Origin of the sequence: Nocardioides daphniae (genome assembly GCF_004777465.1) — a bacterium.
GTDB classification, from domain to species: Bacteria; Actinomycetota; Actinomycetes; order Propionibacteriales; family Nocardioidaceae; genus Nocardioides; species Nocardioides daphniae.
Genome location: NZ_CP038462.1, coordinates 152,805 through 163,996 on the forward strand (window position 1 = coordinate 152,805; position 11,192 = coordinate 163,996).

At 72.0% G+C, this 11,192-nt stretch carries 9 protein-coding genes and 1 pseudogene; 4 read left to right on the top strand and 6 right to left on the bottom strand.

The features are described 5' to 3' along the window. Positions 1-114: 114 nt before the first annotated feature. The gene (locus E2C04_RS00810) at positions 115-1,167 is read left to right on the top strand and encodes a lipoate-protein ligase small subunit (protein ID WP_238694380.1); all 1,053 of its coding nucleotides are present in this window, start codon (positions 115-117) and stop codon (positions 1,165-1,167) included. A gap of 85 nt (positions 1,168-1,252) precedes the next feature. Here the strand turns inward: E2C04_RS00810 and E2C04_RS00815 are convergent, their stop codons facing one another. The 3 genes from E2C04_RS00815 to E2C04_RS00825 all read right to left on the bottom strand — a co-directional run bounded on the left by E2C04_RS00815 (position 1,253) and on the right by E2C04_RS00825 (position 5,810). Continuing rightward, positions 1,253-2,329, bottom strand: a complete 1,077-nt coding sequence (locus tag E2C04_RS00815) for a DNA polymerase IV (protein WP_229721377.1) — start codon at positions 2,327-2,329, stop codon at positions 1,253-1,255. Positions 2,330-2,356: 27 nt separating this feature from the next. Beyond that, the gene (locus E2C04_RS00820) at positions 2,357-3,976 is read right to left on the bottom strand and encodes an ABC-F family ATP-binding cassette domain-containing protein (RefSeq protein WP_135831149.1); all 1,620 of its coding nucleotides are present in this window, start codon (positions 3,974-3,976) and stop codon (positions 2,357-2,359) included. Positions 3,977-4,049: 73 nt separating this feature from the next. Next, entirely contained in the window at positions 4,050-5,810 is a 1,761-nt protein-coding gene (locus E2C04_RS00825; RefSeq protein ID WP_238694381.1) for a GNAT family N-acetyltransferase, read from the bottom strand. Positions 5,811-5,853: 43 nt separating this feature from the next. On the opposite strand from E2C04_RS00825, the gene E2C04_RS00830 reads away from it, so the two are divergent. Then, positions 5,854-6,636 carry an alpha/beta fold hydrolase gene (locus tag E2C04_RS00830; RefSeq protein WP_135831150.1) on the top strand — a complete coding sequence of 261 codons (783 nt, stop codon included), beginning with the start codon at positions 5,854-5,856 and terminating at the stop codon, positions 6,634-6,636. A 57-nt stretch (positions 6,637-6,693) separates the two neighbouring features. Beyond that, a complete protein-coding gene (locus E2C04_RS00835) occupies positions 6,694-7,188 on the top strand; it encodes a glutathione peroxidase (RefSeq protein WP_135831151.1) in 495 nt (164 codons plus the stop codon). A gap of 158 nt (positions 7,189-7,346) precedes the next feature. Here the strand turns inward: E2C04_RS00835 and E2C04_RS00840 are convergent, their stop codons facing one another. Together E2C04_RS00840 and E2C04_RS00845 are read right to left on the bottom strand one after the other, a co-directional pair. Next, positions 7,347-7,670 (bottom strand): GNAT family N-acetyltransferase, encoded by a 324-nt coding sequence (locus E2C04_RS00840; protein WP_135831152.1) that lies wholly within the window; start codon positions 7,668-7,670, stop codon positions 7,347-7,349. Then, positions 7,667-9,749: pseudogene (locus tag E2C04_RS00845) on the bottom strand (MMPL family transporter). The gene E2C04_RS00840 and the pseudogene E2C04_RS00845 overlap by 4 nt, the downstream one beginning before the upstream one ends. Before the next feature lie 157 nt (positions 9,750-9,906). Between E2C04_RS00845 and E2C04_RS00850 the strand changes: the two are divergent. Then, on the top strand, positions 9,907-10,383 hold the full coding sequence (locus tag E2C04_RS00850; RefSeq protein WP_135831153.1) for a MarR family winged helix-turn-helix transcriptional regulator: 477 nt from the start codon (positions 9,907-9,909) through the stop codon (positions 10,381-10,383). Positions 10,384-10,437: 54 nt separating this feature from the next. On the opposite strand, the gene ppgK is transcribed toward E2C04_RS00850, so the two are convergent. Then, positions 10,438-11,187: a polyphosphate--glucose phosphotransferase gene (gene ppgK, locus E2C04_RS00855; RefSeq protein ID WP_135831154.1), complete on the bottom strand. Its 750-nt coding sequence runs from the start codon at positions 11,185-11,187 to the stop codon at positions 10,438-10,440. Between the last annotated feature and the right edge of the window lie 5 nt (positions 11,188-11,192).

The following is an 11,192-nucleotide window of genomic DNA, read 5'->3' on the forward strand; positions in this document are numbered from 1 at the left end:
CGCCTGAGCCACGGCACAGCGCCCGTCCCGGTCCGGGGCGGGCGCTGCGTCGTCGACGACCCCTCCCTCGCTGCTGCGGGGGAATGTCGCACTCGCCGGGGCGCTTGACCAGTCATGAAGGTGAGTGGTGAGCGCAAGGTCCCCGGAGGCAAGCTGGTTCGCGTCGACGGACGCGTCGAGGAGGGCCACCTGGTCGACGTCGTCGTCTCCGGTGACTTCTTCCTCGAGCCCGACGAGGCGCTCGACGACATCCGTGGCGCGCTCGAGGGGTTGCCCGTCGACACCGGCTTCGACGCCGTCACGGCGAAGGTCGAAACCGCCCGCGGCGCCGCGGTGATGTTCGGCTTCGAGCCCAAGGACGTCGCGCTGACGGTCTTCCGGGCGCTCGGCCGGGCCACCACCTGGGAGGACCACGATTTCGAGCTGGTCGACGCCGGTCCGCTCGAGCCGCTCATGCAGATGGCGGTCGACGAGGTGCTCGCCCGCCAGGTCGCCGAGGGCCGCCGCAAGCCGGCGCTGCGGATCTGGGACTGGGCCTCGTCGGCGGTGATCATCGGCTCCTACCAGTCGCTCACCAACGAGGTCGACCTCGAGGCCGCGGCCGAGCACGACATCGCCGTCGTGCGCCGTGTCTCCGGCGGCGGCGCGATGTTCGTCGAGCCCGGCAACACCATCACCTACTCGCTCTACGTGCCCACGACGCTCGTCGCCGGGCAGTCGTTCGCGGAGTCGTACAAGTTCCTCGACGCGTGGGTGCTCCGCGCGCTGCGCGGCCTCGGCGTCGACGCCGACTACGTCTCGCTCAACGACATCGCCTCGCCGCAGGGCAAGATCGGCGGTGCCGCGCAGAAGCGGTTCGCCGCAGGCGGCGTGCTGCACCACGTCACCGCCGCCTACGACATCGACGCGCAGAAGATGACCGAGGTGCTGCGGATCGGGCGCGAGAAGCTCTCCGACAAGGGCACGAAGTCGGCCGCCAAGCGGGTCGACCCGATGCGGTCGCAGACCGGCCTCGAGCGTCACCAGGTGATCGAGGCACTCGTCGCGGAGTTCGACGCGAGCTACGGGCTGACCCCGGTGCCGATCGACGAGGAGACGCTGACCGAGGCGAAGGCCCTGGTGGAGTCGAAGTTCGCGACGGCCGAGTGGCTGCAGCGCATCCCCTGAGCCCGGCCCCCTCGCGAACTGTGGAGATGATGCAGCTGCGACGGCGTTGCCGCGCATCATCTCCACAGTTGCGGTCGGGAAACGGTCAGTAGCCACCCTCCGGCGGCACCATCTCGGCGCGTACGCCGAGCAACCGGATCGCGCGCTCGTCATCGAGGCCTCGCAGCAGGCCCAGCGCGGTCGCGGCGATGACGCCTGCGTCCCACGTCGGCTCTGCCAGCTTGCGCGAGCGGTTGACCGTGAAGAACGGCGCGAAGCGCACCTTGAGGTGCACGCGCGCGCAGGGGCGGCCCTCGGCGCGGATGTCGGCGACCACCTGCTCGGCGAGCGCCTGCACCGCCGCCTCGACCTCGTCGGCCGCGACCAGGTCCTGCTGGTAGGTGGTCTCGCGGCCGTGCGCCCGCGGCACCCACGGGGTGTCGTCGACGCTCGCGCTGCCGGCGCCGCGCCCGAGCTCGCCCAACCACGGGCCGGTCCGCGGACCGAACTCCGCCGCCAGCCGCTCGTCGTCCGCCGTCGCCAGGTCGTGCACCGTGGCGATCTCGAGGTCGGCCAGCCGCTGCGAGATCCGGCTGCCCACGCCCCACAGGTCGCGCACCGGGCGCTCGCCCATCACCTCGAACCAGTTCTGGGCCGTCAGCCGGAAGGTGCCGCGTGGCTTGCCGAACTCGGTGGCGGTCTTGGCCCGCACCCGGGTGTCGCCGATGCCGACCGTGCAGTGCAGCTCGGTGGCCTCCAGCACCCGCTGCTGGATCGTGCGGGCCACTGTCTCGGGGTCGTCGGCCTCGACGGCGACGAAGGCCTCGTCCCACCCGAGCACCTCGACGACGACGCCGGGGACGCTGCGTACGGCCCCCATCACGGTGGCGGAGACGGCGTCGTACGCCGGTTTGTCGACGGGCAGCACGACCGCGTCGGGGCAGCGCTTCACGGCGGTGCGCAGCGGCATCCCGGAGCGCACCCCGAAGGCGCGGGCCTCGTACGACGCCGTCGAGACCACGCCGCGCTCGGTCGGGTCGCCGCGGCCACCGACGATCACCGGCAGCCCGGCCAGCTCGGGGCGGCGCAGGATCTCGACGGCCGCGATGAACTGGTCCATGTCGACGTGCAGCACCCACTGCCGGGCAGCGGCGGGGTCGCCGGGCTGGGGCGCTGGCCTCACGCCGTCGACGCTACACGGCAGAGCTGCTCAGCGAGCGCGCTCGACGCGCCCCTCGTCCCACACCGGTCCGTCGGTCTCGCGCACCACCCCGTCGGAGCCGAAGACCAGGAACCGGTCGAAGGTCTTCGCGAACCAGCGGTCGTGGGTCACCGCGAGCACGGTGCCCTCGTAGGCCTCGAGCGCGGTCTGCAGCGCCTCGGCGCTCTCCAGGTCGAGGTTGTCGGTGGGCTCGTCGAGCAGCAGCGACGTCGCGCCGCCGAGCTCGAGGCGCAGGATCTGCACGCGCGCCTTCTGCCCGCCCGAGAGCCGGTCGAAGGTGATCTCGGCCTGCTGCTCCAGCTCGTAGCGGCGCAGCGACGACATGGCCGGGCCGCGCTGCAGGGAGTGCTCGGCCCAGAGGATGTCGAGCAGCGTACGGCCGTTGAGCTCGGGGTAGGCGTGGGTCTGCGCGAAGTGGCCGGGCACGACGCGGGCGCCGAGCTTCCAGGTGCCGGTGGGGGCGACCTCGTCGCCGGCCAGCAGCCGCAGGAAGTGCGACTTGCCCGAGCCGTTGGAGCCCAGCACCGCGACCCGCTCGCCGTGGAAGACCTCCAGGTCGAAGGGCTTCATCAGGCCGGTGAGCTCGAGGTCCTTGACGGTGATGGCCCGCACGCCCGTACGCCCGCCCTTGAGGCGCATCGTGATGTCCTGCTCGCGCGGCGGCTCCGGCGGCGGGCCGACCTCCTCGAACTTCTTCAGCCGAGTCTGCGCCGCGGCGTAGCGCGAGGCCAGGGCGTGGCTGACCGAGGCGGCCTGCTGGAGCGAGACCACCAGCTTCTTCAGGCGGGCGTGCTGCTCGTCCCAGCGGCGGCGCAGCTCCTCGAAGCGGGCGAAGCGCTGCTGGCGGGCCTCGTGGAAGCTCGCGAACCCGTCACCGTGCACCCACACGTCGGCGCCGGCCGGCGACGGCTCGACCGCGACGATCTTCTCGGCCGCCTCGGAGAGCAGCTCGCGGTCGTGGGAGATGAGCAGGACGGTCTTGCGGGTCTGGCGCAGCTGCTCCTCGAGCCACCGCTTGCCGGGCACGTCGAGGTAGTTGTCGGGCTCGTCGAGCAGCAGCACCTCGGCCGGGCTGCGGAAGAGCGCCTCCAGCACGACCCGCTTCTGCTCACCGCCCGACAGGCTGGCGGCCTCGCGGTGCTGCGCGGTGTGGAACGGGATCCCCAGGGCGGCCATGGTGCACATGTCCCAGGTGTTCTCGTAGTCGTAGCCGTCGGCCTCGGCCCAGTCGGAGAGCGCCTGCGCGTAGGCCATCTGGGTGGGCTCGTCGTCGCTGTGGAGCAGCGCCTCCTCGGCCGCGTCGACGGCTGCGGCGGCCGCGCGGATGCGCTCGGGCGCCACGGCCACGAGCAGGTCGCGCACGGTCGAGCCGTCGCGGACGCTGCCCACGAACTGCGGCATCACGGCCAGGCCGCCGGAGACCGTGACGGTGCCGGAGTCGGGCGTCAGGACGCCCTCGATCAGCCGCATCAGGGTCGTCTTGCCGGCGCCGTTGGGCCCGACCAGCGCGACGACCGACCCCTCGCCGACCCGGAAGGAGACGTCGCCGAGCAGCAGCCTCCCGTCAGGGAGGACGTACTCGAGGTGTGCGACGTCGACGTGACCCATGGGCTGAGCCTGTCATCCGGGGCGAGCCTCGGACGAATCGTTTTCCCGGCGTGCAGCGCTCAGAGCGGACGCTTCAGGCCGGCGTGCGACTCCTCGTAGCCCAACCGCGTGTAGAACGCCCTCGCCTCCGTGCGCGCCAGGTCGGTGGTGAGCTGCGCCAGGGTCGCGCCGCGGCAGCGCCGTGGTCGTGGGCCCAGCTGAGCATCGCGGTGCCGAGGCCGCGGCCGCGGTGGGCAGGCGCCACGCGTACGCCCTCGACCTGGAGCCGGGTGGTGCCTCCGCGCGAGAGCCCCGGCACGATCGTCAGCTGCATCGTGCCCGCCACCTCGTCGCGGGCGTCGCGCACCACGGCCAGGTAGTGCGAGGAGTCGCGGGTGATCGCGTCGTACGCCGCCTCGTAGCGCGGCAGCTCGGCGCCCTCGCGGGTCGCGCCGATCGGGTCGTCGGCGAGGAGGGCGACCAAGGCCCCCACGTCCGTACGCTGCGCACGCATCACCCTGAACACCTCACCGTCGACGACCAACCGGCCGCCCGCCGACGCCCGCGCGTGGGCACCGACGTGGTCGACGAGGGCGTCCAGCCAGGCGCCGACGTTGCGCCGGGCCTCGTCGGTGTCGGGGTAGCGGCAGCGCAGGTGCAGGCCCGACTCGTCGAGGATGAACCAGAGCATCACGCCGTCGGTGAGGATCTCCGCGCCGACGTACTGTGCCTCCAGGCCGGCCGAGTCGACGCGCACCGGCAGCCGGCGCAGGTCGAGCCAGGAGATCGCGAACATCCCCGGCGCGACCGGCATCCCGCCCCACGGCGCGAGCACGTCGGCCAGCGGCCAGGAGCCCATCTGCACGGCCTCCTTCACCGCCGCGGCGCTGGCGCGTGGGTCGGGGTCGGCGCTCTCCAGCACCGAGTTGGTGATGAACCAGCCCACCGAGTCGTGCCAGGTGGGCTCGTAGCGGCTGTGCACCGGGAAGACCGCGCGCAGCGGCTGCTCGGCCAGGCGCTGGGTCACCTCGGTCATCGACGAGACGACCAGGGCGAGCGTGGAGACGCCGCGGTCGCGGGCCTCGGCGCTGAAGGCGGCGCAGTCGTCGACGTCGAGCACGTCGCGCACCTCGACCCGCTCACGCTGCAGGGTCGTGACCTCGCCCAGCGGCATCGGGAAGCGCGGCATCACGCCGCCGCCGTCGGTGATGATCTCCTCCCAGCGGCGCCGCACCTCCTCGGGCGCGGCGGGCCGGTCGCGCAGCGACTGGGTGTGCTCGGCGAAGGTCGGGGTGGGTGGCAGCGCCGGCTTCTCGCCGGCCCGCACGGCGGCCAGCGAGGTGAGCAGGTCGCGGGCGATGACCAGCATCGACCACATGTCGGTGTGGGCGTGGTCGGCGCCGACGACGACGGTCGGGCCGGCGGCGGTCTGCAGCACGCAGAGCCGGTGCGACGGGCGTCCGTAGGGCGTGCAGGCCGCGTCGAGCACGTCGCGCAGCGCCGCGTTGACCGCCTGCCCGGGGGCGATCGGGTGCTCCACCCAGGCGCCGGGGCCGACCTCGACCTCGTGCAGGACCGGACCCTCGTCGGGGGCTGCAGCGGGGGAGAAGACGGTGCGCAGGGTGCCGTGGCGGGCGACGACAGCGAGCCATGCGGTGGCCAGGTCGTCGAGCGCGACCGCCTCGGGCAGCTTGAACGACAGTGCCATCCACGACCCGGGCCGGTCGCCGGCCCCGACGTGCAGCCCCTGGTCGAAGGAGACCGGGAGCGCGCGACCGGGCTCGCCGACGGTCAGGTCGTAGCCGAGCAGGCGACCGAACGGCAGCCGGAGGTGCGCAACGTTGGTCAGCCGCATGGGCGCTAGCCTAGGCGCCCGGTCCCTGCGGAGGAGCTGATCGATGACGACCTTCAGCGTGCCCGGCGCGGAGCTGGACACCGAGTTCAGCGACGAGCACGGCCACCCTGTCGTCCAGCTCCACGGGTTGACGTCGAGCCGCTACCGCGACCGTCTGCTCGACCTCGACCTCGGTCGCGGGCTCAGTGGCACCCGGCTGCTGCGGTACGACGCGCGCGGCCACGGCCGCTCGACCGGTCGTGCCGTGCCTGAGGACTACCGCTGGGAGGTGCTGGCCCAGGACCTGCTGGCGCTGCTCGAGCACTGGTTCCCGGGGGAACGGGTGCACGGCGTCGGCCCGTCGATGGGCTGCGCGACGCTGCTGCACGCGGCCGTCGCCGACCCCGACCGGTTCGCCGGGCTCACCCTGCTGGTCCCGCCGACGGCGTGGGAGTCGCGCCGCCTCAAGTCGGCCGACTACCTGCGGGCGGCCGATGTGGTCGAGCGGCGCGGCATCGACACCTTCGTCGCCGCCGGACGGCTGGTGCCGCGGCCACCCGCCACCGTCGACGCCCCCGAGACCGTGCCCGACGTCTCCGAGGCGCTGCTGCCCACCCTCTTCCGCGGCGCCGCGCTCACCGACCTCCCGGAGCCGGAGCAGGTCGCGCGCATCGACGTACCGGTCACGATCCTGGCGTGGGTCGACGACCCGGCCCACCCGCTGTCGACGGCGGAGCGGCTCGCCGAGCTGCTGCCCGACGCGCGCCTGGAGGTGGCGCGCATCCCCGCCGACGTGGCGCGCTGGCCGCAGGTGCTGGCCGACGACGTCGCGCGGCACGGGCGCTGAGGGACAAACAGTTCAACTTTCACTGACTGCGTTGGCGCACCCTGATTCACTGTCGCCATGACCTCCCTCTTCGACTTCTCCGCGACGGCGATCAACGGCACGCCGACCGAGTTCTCGTCGTACGACGGCCAGGTGCTGCTCGTCGTCAACACCGCGTCGCAGTGCGGCTTCACGCCGCAGTTCACCGGGCTGCAGGAGCTGCAGGACACCTACGCCGACCAGGGCTTCTCGGTGCTGGGCTTCCCGTGCGACCAGTTCCGCCACCAGGACCCGGGCACCGACGAGGAGATCGCCGACTTCTGCACCGGCCACTTCGGCGTGACCTTCCCGATGTTCTCGAAGATCGACGTCAACGGCGACGACGCGCACCCGATCTACCGGTGGCTGCGCCAGCAGAAGGGTGGCCTGCTGGGCGACAAGATCAGGTGGAACTTCACCAAGTTCCTCGTCGGGCGCGACGGCCAGGTCATCAAGCGCTACGCCCCGACCACCAAGCCCGAGCAGATCGCCGGAGACATCGAGGCGGCGCTCAAGGTCAACCAGCCGAGCTGACGCCACCTCGTACGCAGGCACCGCGTACGCAGTCTGTGTGCGCAGATCGGTGCGTGCGGCGGCGTGTCGCGGCGGTTCGCGCACACAACGTACGCACGCAACAGGGCCCCGGAGATCTTTCCGGGGCCCTGCTCAGCGCTGCTGGGTGCTGTGGTGGCTCAGGCCAGGCCGAACTCCGCGCGCGACGCCTCGGGGACGAGGTCGACGTACTCGGGGTTCTTCTGGATGAAGCGCTGGTAGAGCGGGCAGTGCGGCAGCGCGCCCAGCCCCTCCTGGCGTACGTGGTTGAGCGACGCCTCGGCCAGCGTCTTCGCCAGGCCTCGCCCGGCGTACGCCTCGAAGACCTCGGTGTGGAGGAAGTCGATGACGCCGTCGAGCCTGCGGTAGTCGGCGAAGCCGGCGAGCTCGCCGGCCACGTGGACCTCGTAGCGGTTGGCCTCGGGCGCGTCGTTGACGGTCACGGCCTCGTTGTTCTCGCTCATCCGACCACCGTACCGGCGCGGGTGTCGGCGGCCGCGGGCGACGCCGGCCCGGCCTCCGGCGAGGACGGAGCCTTGCGCGGCCACCAGAACTTGTCACCCAGCGAGATCGCCAGCGCCGGGACCAGCACCGTGCGCACCAGCAGGGTGTCGAGCAGCACGCCGAAGAAGATGATGATGCCGAGCTGCGCGAGCACCACCAGCGGCAGCACGCCGAGCACCGCGAAGACCGCCGCGAGCAGGATGCCCGCGCTGGTGATCACGCCGCCGGTCGCGGTCAGGGCCCGCAGCATGCCGCGGCGGTTGCCGTGCTTCGCGGCCTCCTCCCGCGCCCGGGTGATGAGGAAGATGTTGTAGTCGACGCCGAGGGCGACCAGGAAGAGGAACGCGAACAGCGGCACGCTCTGGTCCATCGCCGGGAAGTCGAAGACGAACCGGAAGACCCACCAGGAGAGGCCCATCGCGGCGGCGTAGGTCGCGACCACGGTGATCACCAGCAACCGGCGTCACCAGCGAGCGCAGCAGCAGGATCAGCGCGCCGAGCACCAGCAGGACGATGGTCGGCAGGATCAGCAGCCGGTCCTGGTTGGAGGCGTCGGCGACGTCGAGCAGCTCGGCGTCACCGCCACCGACGTGGGTGTCGTCGAAGTCGGCGACGGCGGCCCGGATGTCCTCGACGGTCTGCTTGGCCTCGTCGCTGCCCGGCTTCGCGGCCATCACCGCGTCGACCTGGGCGACGCCCTCGCCCTCGTTGGAGAGGGTGGCCGAGGTGACGCCGTCGACCTTCTCGACCGCGGCCAGGACTGCGGCCGGGTCGTCGGTGGTGAGCACCTGGGCAGGGTCGCTGGTGCCGGCGGGGAAGGACTCGCCGAGGCGCTCGGCGGCGACCAGCGCCGGCGGGGTGTCGAGGAACTGCTCCGACTGCTCGAGGCCGGTCTTGACCTGGGTGAAGCCGACCATCAGCACGGCGAGCAGGGCCAGGGTGCCGACCACGAACGTGCGCGGGCGGCTGTCGACGCGGCGGCCGACCTTGTGCCAGAAGCCCTTGCTCTCGACGAGCGGGGCGTCGCCCACCTTGGGGGTCATCGGCCAGAAGAGCCAGCGGCCGAAGACGACGAGCGCCGCGGGCAGCACGACCAGCGCGAAGCTGGCGGCGATCACGATGCCGATGGCACAGGCCAGGCCGAGGCCGCGGGTGGTCGGGAAGGCCGAGAGCAGCAGGGTCAGCACGCCGAGCACGACGGTGACGGCCGAGAAGGAGACCGACTCGAACGTACGTCGCAGCGCGCGCGCCATGGCGACGTGCCGCGACTCGTGGCCCTTGAGCTCGTCGCGGTAGCGGGAGATGAGGAGGAGCGCGTAGTCGGTGCCGGCTCCGAAGACGAGCACCGAGAGGATGCCGACCGTCGACTGGTCCCAGGCGACGTAGTCGACGTGCTGCATGATCTGGGTCGCCCCGATCGCGGCGAGGCGGTCGGCGACGGCCACGACGACCAGGGGCACGATCCACAGCACCGGGCTGCGGTAGGTGATGATCAGCAGGATCGCGACGATGCTGGCGGTCGCGAGGAGGAGGCGCACGTCGGCGCCGGCGAAGACCTCGCTGAAGTCGGAGCGGATGCCCGCGGGCCCGGTGACGTCGCCGCTCACCCCCTCGGGCGCGTCGTCGTCGACCTGGGCGCGTAGGTCCTTGACCTGCTCACGGATGTCGTCGGAGTCGACGGCGTCGACGGGGACGACCGTGTAGGCGGCGGTGCCGTCCTTCGCCACCACGAAGGGGCCCCGGCCGACCGACTCGCGCAGCTGGGCCAGCTGCTGCTCGCTCAGCTCGCCGGAGTTGGCGGTCCACAGCAGGATCGCGGCGGAGGACTCCTCCTCCGTGAGCTGCTCCTGGAGGGTGGTGGCCTCGGTGACGCCGTAGCCGTCGGGCAGGTTGAGCGCCGCTGCCGTCGGGCGCTCGGCCTCGCCCAGGCTGATCACCCAGCCAACGAGGAGGAGGGGGAGCAGGGCGACGAGCCATGCGGTGCGTCGGCCGGCGATGAATCGCGTGACCCGGTTCGTTCCGGGGGCTGGGCTCGTCATGGCGCGATCTCCTGGGCGAGTGGTGGGGAAGGGTTATATTGGTCTCGGCTTGATTGCCAATCAACTTAGCAACCAAGTGTCTGCAACCACTTGTTGTAGAAGTCAGCACAACTTTCGAGAACCCCCAGTGGTCCAGTCCGGAGAAGGCGGTGGAGTGATGCCGGAACGCTGGAAGGACAGCGGCTCCCTGCGCGCGGTCCGCGAGATCACCCGCATCGGGGCGCGACTGCACCACGTCCTCTCCCGTCGCACGGGGCTCAGCACCACCGACCTGACCGCGCTGGAGCTGCTCTCGCGCGAGATGATGGGGCCGGCCGAGATGGCGCGCCACCTCGACGTCTCCACCGCGGCGGCCACCGGAGTCGTGGACCGCCTTGAGGCACGCGGCCACGTCGAGCGCCGCCCGATCCCCGGTGACCGTCGGCGTACGGGCGTGCACATCACCGACGCCGGCCGCCGCGAGGCCTGGGTGCACCTCACGCCGATGTTCGCGGCGCTGCAGGCCAACGACGCCCAGTTCACCGAGGCCGAGCGCGCCGTCGTCGAGCGCTACCTGACCGGGGCCGTGGCGGCGATCAACACGGTGGTCGAGGGCGAGAACGCGAAGATCTCGGGAGACGAGCCCGCCAGCTGACTGTCCGCGAGCAGCGCCGCGCTCCTCAGTTGTCCGCGAGCAGAGCCGCGCTCCTCAGTTGTCCGCGAGCAGAGCCGCGCCGACGATCCCCGCCCGGTTCTGCAGCGTCGCCGGCACGATCTCGGTCTCGATGTCGATCAGGTGGCCGAACTTCTCGAACGAGGCGCTGACCCCGCCACCGACGACGAAGAGGTCGGGGGAGAAGAGCCGCTCCACGGTCCGGTAGTAGACGGTCAGCCTCTTCGCCCACTCCTCGTACGACAGTCCCTCGGCCTTGTGCACCTTGGTCGACGCCCACTTCTCCGCGACGCGCCCGTCGATCTCCAGGTGGCCCAGCTCGACGTTGGGCACCAGCACCCCGTCGTTGAGCAGCGCGCTGCCGATGCCGGTGCCGAGCGTCGTCACCAGGACCACGCCGCTGCGCCCCTTGGCCGCACCCACCGCGGCCTCGGCCAGGCCTGCCGCGTCGGCGTCGTTGACCACGTGGACCTCGCGCCCGAGCCCCTCGGTGAGGAAGGCGTCGGCGTCGAAGTGCTGCCAGTCGGGGTGGATGTTGGGAGCCAGGCCCACGACGCCGTGCCGCACGATGCCGGGGACGGTCACGCCCACCGGGCCGGTGACCTCGGGGTGGTCGTCGAGCATCGAGCGGAAGATCTCCAGCACCGCCTCGGGCGTCGACGCCTCGGGGGTGTCGACCTTGGTCCGCTCGCTGGCGAAGTCGCCCGCCTCGAGGTCGACGGCGGCGCCCTTGATGCCCGTACCGCCGAAGTCGATGCCGAAACGGACCTGCGTCGTGTCGCTCATGGCGC

Coding starts and splice junctions, on each gene's coding strand:
- E2C04_RS00820 (WP_135831149.1), bottom strand. CDS start 3,976: ATGGGTCACGTCGACGTCGCACACCTCGAGTACGTCCTCCCTGACGGG.
- E2C04_RS00830 (WP_135831150.1), top strand. CDS start 5,854: ATGACGACCTTCAGCGTGCCCGGCGCGGAGCTGGACACCGAGTTCAGC.
- E2C04_RS00825 (WP_238694381.1), bottom strand. CDS start 5,810: ATGCGGCTGACCAACGTTGCGCACCTCCGGCTGCCGTTCGGTCGCCTG.
- ppgK (WP_135831154.1), bottom strand. CDS start 11,187: ATGAGCGACACGACGCAGGTCCGTTTCGGCATCGACTTCGGCGGTACG.
- E2C04_RS00835 (WP_135831151.1), top strand. CDS start 6,694: ATGACCTCCCTCTTCGACTTCTCCGCGACGGCGATCAACGGCACGCCG.
- E2C04_RS00850 (WP_135831153.1), top strand. CDS start 9,907: ATGCCGGAACGCTGGAAGGACAGCGGCTCCCTGCGCGCGGTCCGCGAG.
- E2C04_RS00840 (WP_135831152.1), bottom strand. CDS start 7,670: ATGAGCGAGAACAACGAGGCCGTGACCGTCAACGACGCGCCCGAGGCC.
- E2C04_RS00810 (WP_238694380.1), top strand. CDS start 115: ATGAAGGTGAGTGGTGAGCGCAAGGTCCCCGGAGGCAAGCTGGTTCGC.